Annotated in this window: 19 protein-coding genes; 8 read left to right on the top strand and 11 right to left on the bottom strand. The window is 66.3% G+C overall.

Going from position 1 to position 16,599, the window contains the following annotated elements; genetic code table 11:
• The first annotated feature begins 13 nt into the window (after window positions 1-13).
• A complete protein-coding gene (locus V9E98_14825) occupies window positions 14-1,675 on the top strand; it encodes a fumarate hydratase (protein MEI2718239.1) in 1,662 nt (553 codons plus the stop codon).
• Between the two features lie 79 nt (window positions 1,676-1,754).
• Here the strand turns inward: V9E98_14825 and V9E98_14820 are convergent, their stop codons facing one another.
• The gene (locus V9E98_14820; GenBank protein ID MEI2718238.1) at window positions 1,755-3,068 is read right to left on the bottom strand and encodes a PhoH family protein; all 1,314 of its coding nucleotides are present in this window, start codon (window positions 3,066-3,068) and stop codon (window positions 1,755-1,757) included.
• Between the two features lie 97 nt (window positions 3,069-3,165).
• On the opposite strand from V9E98_14820, the gene V9E98_14815 reads away from it, so the two are divergent.
• Complete coding sequence (locus V9E98_14815; protein ID MEI2718237.1) at window positions 3,166-4,245, top strand: hypothetical protein; 1,080 nt, start codon at window positions 3,166-3,168, stop codon at window positions 4,243-4,245.
• Window positions 4,246-4,250: 5 nt separating this feature from the next.
• A complete protein-coding gene (locus V9E98_14810) occupies window positions 4,251-4,982 on the top strand; it encodes a hypothetical protein (protein MEI2718236.1) in 732 nt (243 codons plus the stop codon).
• On the opposite strand, the gene V9E98_14805 is transcribed toward V9E98_14810, so the two are convergent.
• The 7 genes from V9E98_14805 to V9E98_14775 all read right to left on the bottom strand — a co-directional run bounded on the left by V9E98_14805 (window position 4,945) and on the right by V9E98_14775 (window position 9,984).
• The gene (locus V9E98_14805) at window positions 4,945-6,105 is read right to left on the bottom strand and encodes a YibE/F family protein (protein ID MEI2718235.1); all 1,161 of its coding nucleotides are present in this window, start codon (window positions 6,103-6,105) and stop codon (window positions 4,945-4,947) included. The genes V9E98_14810 and V9E98_14805 overlap by 38 nt on opposite strands.
• Window positions 6,102-6,773, bottom strand: a complete 672-nt coding sequence (locus V9E98_14800) for a TIGR03943 family protein (protein ID MEI2718234.1) — start codon at window positions 6,771-6,773, stop codon at window positions 6,102-6,104. The genes V9E98_14805 and V9E98_14800 overlap by 4 nt, the downstream gene beginning before the upstream one ends.
• Window positions 6,770-7,765 (bottom strand): permease, encoded by a 996-nt coding sequence (locus tag V9E98_14795; GenBank protein ID MEI2718233.1) that lies wholly within the window; start codon window positions 7,763-7,765, stop codon window positions 6,770-6,772. Before V9E98_14795 ends, V9E98_14800 begins: the two co-directional genes overlap by 4 nt.
• Before the next feature lie 26 nt (window positions 7,766-7,791).
• On the bottom strand, window positions 7,792-8,553 hold the full coding sequence (locus tag V9E98_14790; GenBank protein ID MEI2718232.1) for an isoprenyl transferase: 762 nt from the start codon (window positions 8,551-8,553) through the stop codon (window positions 7,792-7,794).
• Window positions 8,554-8,647: 94 nt separating this feature from the next.
• Window positions 8,648-9,007 carry a DUF3817 domain-containing protein gene (locus V9E98_14785; GenBank protein ID MEI2718231.1) on the bottom strand — a complete coding sequence of 120 codons (360 nt, stop codon included), beginning with the start codon at window positions 9,005-9,007 and terminating at the stop codon, window positions 8,648-8,650.
• 9 nt (window positions 9,008-9,016) lie between these two features.
• The gene (locus V9E98_14780; GenBank protein ID MEI2718230.1) at window positions 9,017-9,769 is read right to left on the bottom strand and encodes an SURF1 family protein; all 753 of its coding nucleotides are present in this window, start codon (window positions 9,767-9,769) and stop codon (window positions 9,017-9,019) included.
• A complete protein-coding gene (locus tag V9E98_14775; GenBank protein ID MEI2718229.1) occupies window positions 9,766-9,984 on the bottom strand; it encodes a hypothetical protein in 219 nt (72 codons plus the stop codon). The genes V9E98_14780 and V9E98_14775 overlap by 4 nt, the downstream gene beginning before the upstream one ends.
• 96 nt (window positions 9,985-10,080) lie before the next feature.
• Here V9E98_14775 and V9E98_14770 point away from each other — a divergent pair, with 96 nt between their 5' ends.
• From V9E98_14770 to V9E98_14750, 5 genes are all read left to right on the top strand, one after another.
• Window positions 10,081-10,524 carry a DUF4307 domain-containing protein gene (locus tag V9E98_14770; protein ID MEI2718228.1) on the top strand — a complete coding sequence of 148 codons (444 nt, stop codon included), beginning with the start codon at window positions 10,081-10,083 and terminating at the stop codon, window positions 10,522-10,524.
• Between the two features lie 61 nt (window positions 10,525-10,585).
• Window positions 10,586-11,071, top strand: coding sequence for a transcription elongation factor GreA (greA, locus tag V9E98_14765; protein ID MEI2718227.1), 486 nt, complete (start codon window positions 10,586-10,588; stop codon window positions 11,069-11,071).
• A 14-nt stretch (window positions 11,072-11,085) separates the two neighbouring features.
• Window positions 11,086-12,054: an ATP-binding cassette domain-containing protein gene (locus V9E98_14760; GenBank protein ID MEI2718226.1), complete on the top strand. Its 969-nt coding sequence runs from the start codon at window positions 11,086-11,088 to the stop codon at window positions 12,052-12,054.
• On the top strand, window positions 12,051-12,848 hold the full coding sequence (locus V9E98_14755) for an ABC transporter permease (GenBank protein MEI2718225.1): 798 nt from the start codon (window positions 12,051-12,053) through the stop codon (window positions 12,846-12,848). Before V9E98_14760 ends, V9E98_14755 begins: the two co-directional genes overlap by 4 nt.
• A complete protein-coding gene (locus V9E98_14750) occupies window positions 12,845-13,645 on the top strand; it encodes a DUF4190 domain-containing protein (GenBank protein ID MEI2718224.1) in 801 nt (266 codons plus the stop codon). The genes V9E98_14755 and V9E98_14750 overlap by 4 nt, the downstream gene beginning before the upstream one ends.
• Here V9E98_14750 and ilvA read toward each other — a convergent pair.
• From ilvA to V9E98_14735, 3 genes are read right to left on the bottom strand one after another with little or no spacing between them, the layout of a single operon-like run.
• Window positions 13,638-14,849: a threonine ammonia-lyase gene (gene ilvA / locus V9E98_14745; protein ID MEI2718223.1), complete on the bottom strand. Its 1,212-nt coding sequence runs from the start codon at window positions 14,847-14,849 to the stop codon at window positions 13,638-13,640. The two genes, V9E98_14750 and ilvA, sit on opposite strands and share 8 nt — an antisense overlap.
• Window positions 14,842-15,084, bottom strand: coding sequence for a glutaredoxin family protein (locus tag V9E98_14740; GenBank protein ID MEI2718222.1), 243 nt, complete (start codon window positions 15,082-15,084; stop codon window positions 14,842-14,844). The genes ilvA and V9E98_14740 overlap by 8 nt, the downstream gene beginning before the upstream one ends.
• Window positions 15,081-16,580, bottom strand: a complete 1,500-nt coding sequence (locus V9E98_14735; protein ID MEI2718221.1) for an AMP-binding protein — start codon at window positions 16,578-16,580, stop codon at window positions 15,081-15,083. Before V9E98_14735 ends, V9E98_14740 begins: the two co-directional genes overlap by 4 nt.
• Between the last annotated feature and the right edge of the window lie 19 nt (window positions 16,581-16,599).

Genomic DNA, 16,599 nt, shown 5'->3' with positions numbered 1-16,599 from the left:
ATAGGCTGTCCCCATGGCCGAATTCAGCTACTCGCCACTGCTTCCCTTGGGCAAGGACATCACCGAGTATCGGCTGCTGACCGACGCCGGCGTGCGAGTGATCGAAGCCGCGGGGCGCGAGTTCCTCCACGTCGAGCCTGAGGCGTTGCGGACGCTGGCCTTCCACGCCATTGCGGATATCCAACACCTGCTTCGGCCCGGGCATCTTCGGCAACTTCGCGCCATCATCGACGACCCGGAAGCCAGTCCGAACGACCGATTCGTCGCCCTGGACCTGCTGAAGAACGCGAACGTTGCCGCGGGCCGGATTCTGCCCATGTGCCAGGACACCGGCACGGCGATCATCATGGGCAAACGAGGTCAGCATGTGCTCACCGCAGGCCCGGACGAGTTGCCGCTGAGCCGGGGTGTCTTCGACGCCTATCAGCAGTTGAATCTTCGCTACTCCCAGATGGCACCCATCACGTTGTGGGAAGAGCGGAACACCGCCACCAACCTGCCTGCCCAGATCGACCTCTACGCCGCTACCGCCCCGGCTGACGCGCTCACCTATAAGTTCCTCGTGATGGCCAAAGGTGGCGGTTCGGCGAATAAGTCCTTCCTCTACCAGCAGACCAAGGCAGTGCTGAACCCCGACGCCCTCATGCGCTTCCTCGACGAAAAACTTCGTGAGCTCGGCACCGCGGCCTGCCCTCCGTATCACCTCGCAGTCGTGGTCGGGGGAACCAGCGCCGAGGACGCGCTGAAGACCGCCAAGTACGCAAGTACTCGCTACTTGGACTCACTTCCCACGAGGGGCTCGATCGCCGGTCATGCGATCCGTGACCTCGAGGCGGAGGCCCAGATCCTGGAGATGACGCGGAACTTCGACATCGGCGCACAGTTCGGCGGCAAGTACTTCTGTCATGACGTCCGGGTCATCCGGCTCCCCCGCCACGGCGCCTCGCTGCCCATCGCAGTCGCCGTGTCGTGCTCGGCGGATCGCCAGGCGTTGGCCAAGATCACCCGCGAAGGTGTCTTCCTGGAGCAACTGGAGACAGACCCGGCCCAGTACCTGCCCGATCACGAACCGACGGACAACGACACCATCGTCGAGATCGACCTGAACCAACCCATGTCGGAGATCCGGGCCGCGTTGGCCAAGCTCCCGGTCGCGACTCACGTGAGCCTCAGCGGCCCCATGGTCGTGGCGCGGGACATCGCTCACGCAAAGATCAAGGAGATGCTCGACCGCGGCGATAAGATGCCTGCGTATCTCCGCGATCACTGCGTGTACTACGCGGGACCGGCCAAGACGCCCGATGGAATGCCCTCGGGCTCGTTCGGTCCCACCACGGCCGGACGGATGGACTCCTATGTCGATCAATTCCAGAAGGCCGGCGGGTCTTTCGTGATGCTGGCGAAGGGGAATCGATCCAACGCCGTGACGAAAGCCTGCCAGGACAACGGCGGCTTCTACCTCGGGTCGATCGGCGGTCCAGCGGCACGACTGGCCCAGGACAACATCACCAAGGTCGAGGTCCTCGATTTCCCTGAGCTGGGGATGGAAGCAGTGTGGCGGATCGAAGTGAAGGACTTCCCCGCATTCGTGATCGTCGACGACAAGGGCAATGACTTCTTCGCCGACCGACTGCGACCCATCGCCAATCGAATCCCTGTGGGCCCCCCGCAGTAGCGCTCCCGGACGCTCGTACCTCTTCGACCCAAGTCCTCCTCGATGGGACCGAACCCCGTGAAGGGAGGAGAGTCCCGGCTCAGAGTTCCTCGAGGATTTCCGTCACCAGCGCAGCCACGGGGGATCGCTCCGCGCGGGTCAGGGTGACATGGGCGAAGAGGGGGTGGCCCTTGAGCTTCTCGATCACCGCGACAACGCCGTCATAGCGCCCCACGCGGAGGTTGTCGCGCTGCCCGATGTCGTGGGTCAACACGACGCGGGAGTCCTTGCCGATGCGCGACAGGACGGTGAGCAGGACGTTGCGCTCCAGAGACTGGGCCTCATCCACGATCACGAACGCATCATGCAGAGACCGACCCCGGATGTGGGTCAGCGGCAGAACCTCGAGCATGTCCCGGTTGAGAATCTCGTCGATCACCTCGGGAGTGGTGATCGCGGACAACGTGTCGAACACCGCCTGTCCCCACGGCGACATCTTCTCGTGCTCCGAGCCAGGCAAGTAGCCCAGCTCTTGACCACCCACGGCGTACAACGGCCGGAACACCATGATCTTGCGATGACTGCCACGCTCGACGACGGCCTCGAGTCCGGCGGCCAGAGCCAGCGCGCTCTTGCCGGTGCCCGCTCGACCGCCCATCGAGACGATCCCGATGTCGGGATCGAGGAGGGCATCCAGCGCGATCCGCTGTTCCGCGCTTCGGCCGTGCAGGCCGAAGGCTTCCATGTCGCCGCGCACCAGTCGGATGCGCTTGTCGGCGAGCACCCGGCCCAGCGCGCTGCCCCTCTCGCTGATCAGCACGACACCACAGTTGGGGAGCAGTTCGACTTCTGGATGATCACCGATCTCCAGGAGGCCGCGATCGTACAACTGGTCGATCTCGGTCCCCGAGACTTCGAGTTCGATGACCCCAGTCCAACCGGACGTGACGACCAACTCGGCACGGTATTCCTCGGCCGTGAGCCCGACCACGGCAGCCTTGACCCGCATCGGGAGGTCTTTGGAGACAAGAACGACATCGCGACCTTCGCGATGCATGTTCAGGGCCACCGACAAGATGCGGGAGTCGTTGTCGCCCAGGCGGAATCCGGGCGGCAAGACCTGAACGTCGCTGTGGTTGAGCTCGACGTGAAGCGTGCCGCCGGAGTCCCCGATGTGCAGGGGCACGTCCAGGCGTCCATGCTCGATGCGCAGGTCATCGAGGAAACGCAGAGCCTGGCGGGCGAAGTACCCCAACTCCGGATGCGTGCGTTTCGCCTCGAGTTCGGTGACCACCACCAGCGGAAGGACGACATCGTGCTCGGCGAACCTGGTCATGGCTCGCGGGTCGCTCAGTAACACCGAGGTGTCCAACACGTAGGTCCGCCGCGGCGTCTGCGCCCTCGATTCCGTCATGTGCCCTCCGCTCACGCGTAGAACCGACGCTACGGGCGGCATCGTCCGCAGCAGATGAGCCACGCCGTGACCATCTGACCGTGTCATGCTCGAAGTGATGAGAATCGTGGCGACGACCGTCATCCGGCATGTCCCGCCCGGCACCTGCAGCGGGCGGATGCTCGTGGTCGAACTCGCCGGTGACCAGGTGTCGGTCGTCAGCGATACGCGGCTACCCGAGAACCGGTTCCGTGAGGTCGACCCGAACCGGCGAGGGGGCACACGCGGGCTGCGTTGCGTGACGGTGGACGGCGATCAACTGCTCGTGACCGACTCGACGGGAATCAGCATCCTGTCTGCGCGATCGGGTGAGGTCGTCGGACGGGTCGAGCATCCCCTCATGGGCGGTGTCCACTGCGTCATCAGGGTCCCCGGCGGTCTGGCCGTGACGGCCACGCACTCCGACACCGTCCTGGCAATAGATCGCACCGGCACCGAACTGTGGCGCTGGCGGCCCACCGACTCACCCAGCCTGCAGAGGCTGCTGACAATGCCCCAGCCGGTCGACCCAACTGCGCTGGGGGACTTCCGCGATCCTTCGGTACTGGCCGACCACGTCCACGATGTCACGCACCTGAACTCCCTCGTGCGCGATGGTGACGACCTTCTGGTGTCGTTGGGCAGTGCCCTCACCCATGATCGACGCGGCGCTCTCCCCACGTCAGATCCCGGAAGGGTCCGGTTCCGCGAGGACGCGTGGCACCCAGTTCCCGGACAGTGGCGGTCGGCCCACGTCATCGTCAGACTGACCCTCGCTGGGGGGACTGCTCCCGGCGGCGAATCCGTCGACCTCACATCGACTCTGAAGCCGCAGGTGCTGTGGGTCGGCCCAGCCAGGCACTTCCCCAATCACGACCTGCTCCCCGTAGCGACTGGCGTGTGGTTCAACGAATCGAATACGAGCGAGGTGTGCCTGGTCGAGACGGGCCTCGTCACCCGCCGCATTCTCGTGCCCGGGCAGTTCCTGAGGGGCATGACCCGCGGCCATGAAGGGCATGTGATCGTGGGGACCCAGCAGCCCCTTACGCTGCACGACGTGGATCTCGACCAGGCACGAGTGGTGCGCTCGTGGCGGATCCCGGGTGACGCAGCGGAGTCGTTCACGTGGCTGGCCGCCTACCCTCCGGAAGCGGACTGAGGAACATGCCTGACACTGGAACTCCCTGCGTGTTCTGCTCCAACGCGTGCGAGCAGATGGACCACTACGGCGAGCTCGGCTCCGTCGAGCGACCCAGTTATCTGATCGCGAAGATCGACGGCTTCCGGATTCTCAGCGACAACGCCCCCTTGGCCCCCGGCCACCTTCTGCTGGTTCCCTTCGAGCACACCCGTTCGACCGCGCTACTGCCGGCGCATCGACTCGAGCAGGCGGCGCACATGGTGAGCGCCTTGCTGGCGGGGCTGGCGGCGCAATCCCCGGATGGGGCTCATGGGGCCCGTGGATCCATGGTCTTCGAACACGGAACAGGGACGGATCCCGACGACTCCTTCTGTTGCCTTGCCCATGCCCACTTGCACCTCCTTCCGGTCGGCGTCCGGGTCACCGAGTGGTTCGAGGAGCGCGGCGTGCCACGCATCGGCGACATCAGTTCATTGGACGGCCTGGCCCGGGCCGGTGGCGCGGAGTACCTCTTCGTGCAGCGACACGGCGAGAGCGGCGATGTGTGGGATTCTCGGGGACTGCCGTCGCAGATCCTGCGACGTCTGGTGGGACAGGCACTGGGAGTGACAGTGTGGAACTGGCACGATCGGATCATGCTTCAGTCCGCCCAAGAAAGGGTCGCGGAGATTTCCGAGTCCCTGGCTGTGGCCCGCCGGGCAGTCGACGAGGCTCTCCTCAGTGATCCGGCGTGGGAACCGCGGTTCGGCGAGTAAGGATCCACGCCGACGCCAGTGTCGTGATCGGTACGGCTGCGATGATGCCCAGACCACCGACCAGGGAGCGCACCACCTCGGCGGCGATGAGTTCATTCGTCAGGACCTGTCCCAGCGGCGCCTGCGACATCACCAGGATCAAGAACAGGGGGAGAGACGCGCCGATGTAGGCCAGGACCAACGTGTTGACCGTCGCCGCGACATGATCGCGGCCCACGCGCATCCCGGCCGAGTACAGGTCCCGCAAGGAACTGTGCGGGCGGGCGCGCCGCACTTCCCACACAGCCGCTGCCTGTGTGACTGTCACATCGTCCAAGACACCCAGTGCACCGATGACGAGTCCTGCCAAGAACAGCCCCCGTAAGTCGATGGCGAAGTCGATGGGCGCGTTCTGCAGGTAGAAGGCGTCCTCTCCGCCGACCCCCGTGAACTGCGCCGCAGCGGTGAACAGCGCCCCGAGCACTGCGGTGAGCAGCAGAGCGATGACAGTGCCGATCAGGGCGACCCCAGTACGGATGGTGAATCCGTGGGCCAGGCCCATGGTCGCCATGGCGATGGCGGCCGCACCGAAGGCTGCGACCGCCAGCGGGGCGGTGCCCTGCAAAAGGGCAGGGAGCACGAAGTAGACCAACAACAGAATCGACACGGTCAGCCCGGCGAGTGCGGCGACTCCCTTCCATCGCGACAGCAGTACTACCGCGACCGAGAACAGCACCGCCAACAGGAGCAAGGCGCGGTCCCGCTTGACGTCGGCGAAGGAATAGGTCCGCTGGCCTTCGATGTCCGTGACGGTCAACCAAACGTCGGTGCCGACTTCGATCTGGGGTCCACTCTCGGCCGACTGGACGTTCAGTGCCGCGAAGTCACCCTTGGCCGGGCCATCGGTGATGGTGACGAGAACCAGCCTGCAGTCAGGGGCCGCGGGACGGCATTCGGAGATCTCGGTCACTGATCCCGACTCGTAGTTCACCTCGCCGAGTGAGGGATTCTCGCCCCGTGGCCACAGCCATGCGACCCCGGCGACCGTCACGACGACCAACGGGATCAGCACCCACAAGACGTATCGGCGCAATTCTGGTGGCAGCGACCAGTCGTCGTCGTGGTGAGCGGTCACGTCGGTCACTCGTAGGGGTTGCGCGGACGGGAGACAGCAGCAACGTCGGTCGGTTCGAGCAGTGGCACAGCATCGGGGTCTGCCAACCCGCCGCCCTCAACCCAACGACCGGAGACGGTCACCCAGGTGTCGGCCGGAAGTTCCGACGCTCCCACGACCTTGATGCGCGATGCCTGTGCATCAGCCGCGCAGCAGGCCATGGACATACGAGACAACCACCAGCCTCCCGCGGGATCCGGTGTGACGAAGCCGGTCATCGTGACCTCGCGTCCGCGCAAGGTCCGACCCGCGTCCCACACTGCCCGGATCACGTATTCCCGAAGCGGGATCTCGGCGGGGTCGTCGGCCAGCGGGGGCAGGTCGGCGGTTGCGGGTGGCGCGGACGGCGTCGACCGCTCGGCGCTGAAGGCACCGAGTGCCGATGGGGCCACCACGAAGACAGCTAGCACTGGCAACAGCAGGAGGTAGGCGATGCGCGGTCCGGCGTGACCGTGGTCCTCGTCGGTGTACGCATCCCACAGCGTCAGCCCACCGAGGCCCACCAGGACCACGGCAGCCACGACCAACCACGGCCGCATGCCCTCGGCGACGTAGAACAGGAATTGCTCTCCCACCGCCAGACGCAGCACCATGACACCCACCAGGAGCAGCACGATGCCCTGGACGTCGCGTCTCACAGCACCACCGCCCCGATACCGACGGACATCAGGATCGCCACGACGAACGTGGTCGGTGCGAACCGGGCCGCGAACCGGCGACCGAACGTCCCCGCTTGGAGCGCGATGAGTTTGAGATCGACCATGGGGCCCACCACCATGAACGCCAACAACGCGGTGGGGCCGAACTCACTGAGACTGGCGGCGACGAACGCGTCGGCCTCGGAGCAGATCGAGAGCAGCACGGCCAGCAGCCCCAGGGCGACGACCGACAACAAGGGGTTGTCCGCGAGCGTTTCGAGCCATTCCCGGGGCACGACGACGTTCAATATCGCCGCCGCCATGGCCCCGATCACGAGGAATCCGCCGGCGTGCAGGAAATCATGGCTGGCGCTCGTGCGGAACACCGTGAACTTGGAGGCGTCGGCGGGGTGGCGGCGGCTGGGGATGCGCAACCATTCACCCTTGCCGAACCGCAGCCACAGCCATCCCATGGCCAGCGCGGTCAGCAGCGACGCAGCGAACCTGGCGAGCGCCATCTGGGGGTTGCCGGGAAACGCCACCCAGGTGGAGACGATCACGACAGGGTTGATGGCCGGGGAGGACAGGAGAAAGGCAAGCGCTGCGGCCGGGGCAACGCCCCGCGACATCAAGGATCCGGAGACCGGTACGGAGGCGCACTCGCAGCCGGGCACGATCGCCCCAGCGCAACCGGCTACGGGTACGGCGAGACCGGGCCGACGCGGTAGCGCGCGGCGCCAGAACGATTCCGGGACGTAGGCGGCGATGACCGCAGAGAGGACCACTCCCAGGACGAGGAAGGGCAGGGCTTGCAGCACGATGGCGACAAAAATGGTGGTGGCTGCTTGCAGGCCCGGCGCGTCGAACCATTGCACGAGGAGCGGCTGCAGAAGCACCAGTGCGATGGCGGCGCCGGCCAACAGTTCGACGCCGCCGGGACGGTACCCCCGAGTGGGCGGAGGTTGAACCAGCGGTTCGGTCGAGGTCGCCACCTGAGAAGGGTAAGCGCCGCGATTGCTCAGCCCCCGTAGCGACGCTGCCGCTGTGCATAAGCTCGCAGCGCCCGCAGGAAATCCACTTCGCGGAAGTCAGGCCACAGCGCCTCACAGAAGTAGAACTCCGAGTGGGCGCTTTGCCACAGCAGAAAACCGGACAGCCGCTGTTCTCCGGAGGTCCGGATGACGAGGTCGGGGTCCGGTTGCCCCTTGGTGTACAGATGCTCGGCGATGTGGTCCGCGTCGAGGAACTGCGCGAGGTCCTCCAGTGTCGTGCCCCGCTCGTGATGCTCGTAGAGCAGCGAGCGCACAGCATCGACGAGTTCGCGCCGTCCGCCGTAGCCGACTGCCATGTTGACCGTCAGCCCTTGGACCTCGGCGGTCTGCTCGTCCACGGCCTTCAAGGAGGCGGCGAACTCGTCGGGCAGGAGATCCAACGCCCCCACCGGATGCACCCGCCACCGCCCCCGGTCGGCAAGGTCATGCGCCGTCTCGTCGATGATTCCGAGCAGCGGAGCCAGTTCGGCGGGATCTCGCTGCAGGTTGTCAGTGGACAACAACCACAAGGTGACGACCTGTACTCCGGCCTCCTCGCACCATCCGAGGAACTGCGCGATGCGGGCCGCGCCCGCCCTGTGCCCGGTCTCGCTGGAGGATCCCTTGACGGTCGCCCACCGTCGATTTCCGTCGAGGATGACCCCCACGTGCCGCGGAATCCGGTTGTGATCCAGTCGGCTGCGTACGCGACCCGCGTATGCGGTGTAGATCGCGTCTCGTAGGCCCACGCAGCACCTTCCTCCGGACCGACTTTCCCTCCGACCGATTCCCTCCGACCGTTCTCCAGGCTAGTGTCCCGCGCCGAGGGTTGGCGCGGGACACTCAGGGCGCAGGAGGGGAGAGCATGGGCTTGACCCGCTTGGTCACCCACCACTCGGCGACGAAACTCATGAACGGGATGGTGCCCGCGATCAGGATCAACAGGGCTCGGCCTAGATGCCAGCGCAGCCGGAACACCAGGTCGAGCGATACCGCCACGTATGCGATGTACAGCCACCCGTGGGCCATCCAGCCGAGGCTGTACCAGGTGGTGACCTCACCGGTGATGTATTTGTACGGCAGCCCGATCACGGTCATGAACCCGAGCACCACGCCGGTGACGAAAGCCATGATCTGGAAGCGCAGCAGCGCGCCGGACAGCCCCTTGGGGACAGTTCGAGGGGGAGCGGATTGTGTGACCACCGTCCGAGGCTAACCTCTCGCCTCGGACTCGACAGCGCGGGCCGCTCGGATGTCCTCCCGCAGGAAACGGCCCCAGATGACGACGATGACCCCGGCGAAAATCAGCCACTGCACCGTGTAGAAGATGTTCTGAACTGGGAAGGGCACGTCGGGGTCGGTTCCCACCAGCGGCGTGACCGGCCCGAAACCAGTGGCAGCGGGGGTGCCCGTGACAGCCACGTACCCGGCCCCGGGGGTGTCTGCGGGCCATTGAGTGTCCAGCCCCGCGGCCGTGATGGTGACCAGTGGCTCCTCGGCCGAGACAGGAGCCCCGGGATAGAAGTTCTCATAGGGTTGGATCCGGCCCGTGACCGTTACCGTGCGTCCGGCCAACTGCGGAGCGGATTCCGGGTCCGGAACCCACCCCTGTAACACCGCCACCACCCGGCCGTCCGCCAGCCTGACCCCATCGACGACCAGGTAACCCACCTCATCATCGGACGACAGGCGGGAGCGAATGTACGACCGGGCGCCGGGCACGACTTGACCAGTCACCAAGACATGACGGCCCAGAAGTCCTGCGTCCAACCCAGCGGCATCAGCAGGGACAGCGGCTTCGAAGGGCTGCAACTGGGCGACGGCCGCCTCGGCGACCGCGATCTGGTCTTGGGTGCGCTGGTACTGCCACCAGGACAATAGGACGCACAGCGCGACCCCAATCAGAGCCAGCGCCGAGCGCAGCAGCCAGGCCGGGCTGAGCAGCACACGGGCTGCGGGGGTCATGTGAACGGGGCGTTCGGAGGCCGTTTCTGCGGACCCTCGTCGAAGTCGATTCGCTTCAGCTGCTTGTTCATGGATCGCCACAGGAAGAAGGTCGCCACACCCAGCCCCACGAACAGGACGAAGCCGATCAGTCCGGGACCGACGACCGACGGGTCCACGTAGCGGGCGGGATCAACCGGCTCCTCCAGAGGCAGGAATGCGCCAAGACCCGACACCGCGATCACTCCTTACGGTGAATCCCGCACACTGGTGGCGGGATCCGACGCGTCATTGTCTCAGGCCCGGCGTCCAGGACCAATCGGAGGTGAGGGGTGGCGACGACTCTGGAGCGCGATCGGATGCTGGCCGCCCGGTACGGCACCGACCGCAATCCGTGGCCGCGACGACTGCTGGTTGGCGCCGTTGTGACCGCCTATCTCGCGGCTGCGGCATTCGCCGCCCTCTCGTTGGCCACTGGAGCGGATGTCGAAGGGCGGGTGTTGTCGTGGCGAGCGGCGGATCGTTCAGTGGCCGTGGACTTGGATGTGCGCGGCTCCGCCCCCGGGGCCGTGACCTGCGCGGTCAAGGCCCAGGATGCCCGCTCGACCGACCTCGGCTATCGCGAGTTCACCATCGGGTCGGTCCCCAGCACCACGACCGTGCAACTGCCGACGGTCTTCCGAGCGTCGTCGGTCGCAGTGTTGGGGTGTGAACCCGTCGGCGAACCACTGCGGGTGCCACCTCCGGACTTCCCCCCGGGCGTCGCGATCCCGTGACCCGGACATCGCAGGCGAGCGGCGGCGTTCCGGTAGCCTCATCGCAGCGAAAGGGCGGGCGATGAGTGACGTGACGTGGTTGACGCAGGAAGCCTTCGACGCGCTCCAGGCCGAGTTGGCCGAGCGGGAGGGCCCACGACGAGCCGAGATCGTCAAGCGGATCGAACTCGCCCGCGAGGAGGGCGACCTCAAGGAGAACAGCGGCTACCACGCGGCCAAGGACGAGCAGGGTCACAACGAGGCCCGCATCAAGCAGCTGAAGGCGATGCTGGACAAAGCGAAGGTGGGGTCCCCCGACTCCGCTCACGACGAAGCGGCTCACGGCAAGGTGGTCACGGTCCGGTTCCCGTCACTGGACATGGACGAGACCTTCCTGCTGGCCTCCCGCGAGGAGGCCGCCCATGCCTCGATCGAGGTCTACTCGCCCACCTCCCCGCTCGGCGCCGCTGTCGATGGGCGCAAGGTGGGGGATCGGGCCTCGTACAAGTTGCCGAACGGGACCGTGATGGAGATCGAGATCGTATCGGTGACCGACTACACCCCGTGACCGCAAGGAGCATGGTGACAGCTGCGATCGAAGCCCACGACCTGGTCAAGGTCTACTCCTCCCGCAGCGGAGAAGTCCGCGCCCTGGACGGAGTGGACCTGGAGGTCCCGCAGGGTTCCGTACTGGGCCTGCTGGGCCCCAATGGCGCCGGCAAGACCACAACGGTCCGCGTGCTGACGACCCTTCTGATCCCCGACAAAGGCACCGCCACCGTCGCCGGCTGCGATGTCGTCGCCGACGCCGATGAGGTCCGCCGCCGAATCGGCCTGTCCGGTCAGTACTCCGCGGTCGACGAGTACCTGACCGGCCGGGAGAACCTCCAGATGATCGGGCGCCTCTACCACCTGGGCAAGAAGAGGTCGGCTGAACGGGCGGCGGAATTGCTGGACCGGTTCGACCTGTCGGACGCCGCGGATCGACCCGTCAAGGGTTACTCCGGCGGGATGCGGCGGCGGCTGGACCTCGCGGGCGCACTCGTCGCCCACCCGCCGGTGTTGTTCCTCGACGAACCCACCACCGGGCTGGACCCACGCAGTCGACTCGGCCTCTGGGAGGTCATCGAGGGGCTGGTCCGAGATGGCACGACATTGCTGCTGACCACGCAGTACCTCGAGGAAGCGGACCGGCTCGCCGACACTATCGCCGTGGTCGATCACGGCCGGGTGATCGCCCGCGGCACCAGTGACGAGTTGAAGAGCCAGGTCGGTGGCGAACGCCTCGAGTTGGTCGTGGCGTCCAGTGAGAGCCTGGATGCCGCGCGGAACACCCTCGCCAGGTTGGGCAACGACGAGCCGCACGTCGAGCCGCACACACGTACGGTGGGGGTCTCGGTCACAGGAGGCGCGCAGACACTGCTCGAGGTGCTGCGGCAGTTGGACGAGCAGGACATCGCGGTGTCCGATGTCGGCCTGCACCGCCCGACTCTCGACGATGTCTTCCTGACGTTGACGGGACAGCGCACCGAGAGCGAGGACGAAGCATGATCACGACAGCGGTCGGCGACACCCTCACGATCACGCGCCGCAACCTGACCCGATTGATGCGAGTCCCCGACTCAGTGGTCTTCGGGATCATCCAGAGCATCATGTTCGTGCTGCTGTTCAGGTTCGTGTTCGGGGGCGCGATCGAGGTTCCCGGTGGTTCCTACGTCGAGTTCCTGATGGGCGGCATCTTCGTGCAGACCATCGCATTCTCCTGCGCGACGACGACCGTCGCCATGTCCACCGACCTGCAGGGCGGCATCATCGATCGGTTCCGATCGCTGCCCATGGCGCGGGGCGCCGTGTTGGCGGGGCGCACCATCGCAGATCTGGGCTTCGGCGCCATCACGGTGTTCGCCATGGCCATCACCGGGCTCATCGTCGGTTGGCGGACTCACTCGTCGGCCCTCAGCATCATCGCGGGCTTCGCCCTGCTGGCCCTGTTCGCTTACGCCTTCTTGTGGATCGGCACCGTCATCGGGATGAGCGTGGCCAGCCCGGAAGTCGCACAAACCGCCGGCCTCATCTGGCTGTTCCCACTGACCTTCGTCTCCAATGTCTTCGTTCCGCTGGAGTCGATGCCGTCCTGGCTGCAGCCGATCGCTGCCTGGAACCCGGTGTCGTGTGCGGCATTGGCGCTGCGGGACCTGTTCGGGAATCTCCCGGCGGGATACGATCCGGGGGTGTGGTTCCCGATGCAGAACCCGATCCTGATGACGATTCTGTGGTGTCTCGCCATTCTCCTCGTGTTCATGCCGCTGGGGGTCGCGCGCTACCGCAAGGCGGCCGCGCGATGACGGACCAACCCGCGCCCTCGCCTCGCCGGGACGGATTCGCCGTCACGGCATTGGTGCTCGGCATCATCGCGCTCATCGTCGGGCTCGTCCCTTACCTGGGATTCGCGACACTGCTGCTCCTGGGCCCCTTGGCCGTCATCTTCGGAATTGTCGCGATGCTGCGCACGAAGGACGACGTCCGCCCCGGGAGAGGCATGGCCCGTACAGGTCTGATCCTCGGCATCGTCGGCATCGTGGCGGCGATCATCTGGGTACTAGTCGTGGGCTGGGCGATAGACCGCTTCTACACCAGCATGTACGGCGGTGGAGAGCGACTGACCGCCGGAGGGGCCACCGCGCAGACCGCTGTTCCCTTCGGTACCCCATCGCAGTATCCGAACGGGATGGTCGTCTCCGCGGCACCTCCCGTACCGGCGACGATCCCTTCCGATCTCGCCGACATCGGCGGCTTCACCGTCGGTGTGCAAAGCACCATCACCTTCGCCAACACCAGCGATGAACCGATCGCGTGGGAGCCGGGCGCGAGTTTCTACTACCTCGAGGAGAACTCGACCTGCCGAGGCCCCGAGGACACCCCTCGACCTCCGGCAGGACAGATGCTGGCGGCCGGAGCCACCGAGACGATCACCGTCACCGGCTACTGCTACGACCCCAGTTCCTTGGGCGATGGCAGCAGTCCCCCCACGTCCCCCACTCCCGCTCCCCCCCTGCCTTCCGACATGGTGTCGCTGAAGGTGCTGCCCGCGCCGTACACGTACGACGTGACATGGTTCAGCGGTCCCCTGCCGGTCAATTGATGGCCAGGGTGTAGCCCGCTGCGGCAAGGTGGGCCAGGGCAGCATCACGATGCTCCGGCCCGCGGGTCTCGAGCAGGATGACGATCTCCACCTCACCGACAGCCAGCCGCGGATCGCTCCGCAGGTGGCTGATGTCCAGCACGTTCACCTCGGTCTCAGCGACTGCACCCAGCAATCGGGCCAAGGATCCCGGTCGGTCCGGCACCCGGGCCGTGATCGCCACGTAGCGCCCCGCGGTGGCCAGGCCATGGTGAACGACCCGGTTCAAGAGCACGGGGTCGATGTTCCCTCCGGACAGCACCACCACGACCGGCGGCGGGTACCGCTCCGGTTCAGCCAGGACAGCGCTGACGCCGACGACACCCGCGGGCTCCGACAGGAGTTTGGCCCGCTCCAGTGTCTGGAGCAGGGCGTCGGCGATCTGCTCCTCATCGACCGTGACGACCTCATCGACCAACGCTGCCGCCACCGCGACGGTGAGGGTCCCCGGCACCGCCACGGCGATGCCGTCCGCCATGGTCACCGGGATGTGATCCAGTGGAACGGGCCGATGCGCCACGAAGGACTCGGCCAGCGTCGCGCACCGTTCGGCCTGGACCGCAACGACCCGTGCCTGCGGACGCAAGGCCTTCACCGCGACAGCAGTACCGGAGAGAAGGCCCCCACCGCCCGCGGGGACAACCACAGTGGCCACATCCGGCAGTTGCTCCACGATCTCGAGGCCTACGGATCCCTGCCCCGCGATGATGTCCTGATGATCGAAGGGATGAATCATCACCGCGCCCGTACGGGCAACGAACTCCGCTGCCGCCTGTAGCGCATCCTCGATGGTCTCTCCGGTGAGCTCGACTCGTGCTCCATAGGCGCGGGTCGCCATCACCTTGGGTAAAGATGCAGTGCGCGGCATGAACACCGTGCTCTGGATCCCGAGGTCGCTGGCCGCCACAGCCACTCCCTGGGCGTGGTTACCCGCGCTGGCGGCGACGACTCCCTTGGCCCTCTCCGCGGCACTCAGGCGGGCCAACCGCACATAAGCCCCGCGCAACTTGAAGGAGCCCGAACGTTGCAGATTCTCTGCCTTGAGATGGATCGGACCACCCACCAGCGGTTCCATCCAGTGCGCGGGAAGCAGTGGCGTTCGCCGAGCGACCTGGCGCACAAGGTCGTCGGCCGCACGGATGTCGGCCAATGTGATCTCAGCCATCGGCGATCGCCGCCCGCAACCGGGCCGGGTCTACCCGGAAGTGTGCGATCTCGATCCCGTCCACAACGACGACCGGGATTCGATCCGCGTAGGCATCGGCATCCGAGGGGTTGTCCCAGATGTTGGTCTCGACGAAGTCCGTGTCGGACTCGGCGCACACGATCTCCACCACCTGCCGGGCCACGTCGCACAGGTGGCAACCGGGCTTGCCGAAAAGAACGACGCGCGCGGTCACGCTTCTCGCAGTCTCGCCCGCGCCAACTTGCCGGTGACCGCATGGGGCAACGTGTCCACGACCTCCACAATGGTGGGGCACTTGTAGCGGGCCAGTCGCACCTCGCACCACGTCACGATGTCTTCCGGTGCCAGGGTGTGACCTGGCTCGAGTACGACGAATGCCTTCACCGCTTCGCCTGAATAGGGGTGGGCCACACCCGTGACCGCTGACTCGCGGATGCCCTCATGCTGGTTGAGGACGTCCTCGACCTCACGCGGGTAGACGTTGAACCCACTGACCAGGATCAGATCGGAGCGCCGGTCGACCAGATGGAGGTCTCCGTCGCCGTCGAAGTAGCCCATGTCACCGGTGGCGAACCAACCGTTGTCGTCCGGGCCACCTTCGCCAGCGGGCCAGTAGCCGGAGAACACCGAGGGGCCGCGTACCCAGATCTCGCCGGTCTCGTCCTCGTCCACCCATGCGTCGTCCTGGGGCGGATCATCGCCAGGGACGACCCGGACCTCGAGGTTGGGCAGAGGTGCGCCCACGGAGCCGGCCTTGGCGACCCCAGACGCCAGAGACGTGGTAACCACCGGAGAACACTCGGTCAGGCCGTATCCCTCCCACACGGACTTTCCGGTACGAGTGCGGATCTGGTCGAACAGCGCCGGATGCAGTGGAGCCGCACCACTGGTCAGGAGGCGGACGTCGGCAAGTGCTCGGCTGAGGTGTGGCTCGATGCTCCATGCGACATACATGGGAGGGGCCCCGGCCACGACTGTGACCGACTCCTTCTGGATCAGCTCGACCGTACCGGCGGCCGAGAAGCGATCGCTGAGGACAACTGTGGCGCCGGCGGCCAGCCCCAACGACAGCACCGCGTTCAGGGAGTACACGTGGAACAGCGGAAGGACCGCCAGCACCCGATCCTGCGCAGTCACGGCGGCCGGGTCGGACAGCGACAGCAGAGCCTCGACGTTGGCGAGCAGGGATCGATGCGTCAGCATTGCCGCTTTGGGTTTGCCGGTACTGCCTGACGTGAACAGGAGGACAGCGACTGACTCCGGATCCGTCTCGGTGGGCAAGACGCTGGGATCCGTTGTCCGGGTCAGCGCGGCCCACTGTGTGGCCCCCGCCATGATGCGCACACATGACCCGATCTGCGCAGCTCTGGCCGCCTCGGATGTCGTCGAGTCGCAGATGACAGCCTTGGCGCCCGACAGGCCCAACGCGAACTCGATCTCGGTTGCGGTGGAGGAGGTGTTCAAGGGCACAGCGATCGCGCCGGCACGCAGGATCCCGTAGAGCCCGACGACGAAGGGGATCCGGTTGCCGAGTAGCAAGGCCACCCGATCACCGGACTGCACGCCGTGCGTGCGCAGACCGGTGGCCATGGCCGAGATCTGATCGTCCAGACCCGCGTAGGTGATGGAGTCCTCGCCGTCGAGCACGGCAACGTGAGCGGGGAAACGGCTCGCCGATTCGCCGACCAGGTCGGCCAAGTTGGTGACCACGGTGCGAGTGTGGCACACG

Source organism: Candidatus Nanopelagicales bacterium (assembly GCA_037045355.1).
In the GTDB taxonomy this organism is placed as follows: domain Bacteria; phylum Actinomycetota; class Actinomycetes; order S36-B12.
The sequence above is the reverse complement of the archived record's forward strand: the minus strand, read 5'-3'. Positions and strand labels throughout refer to the sequence as shown.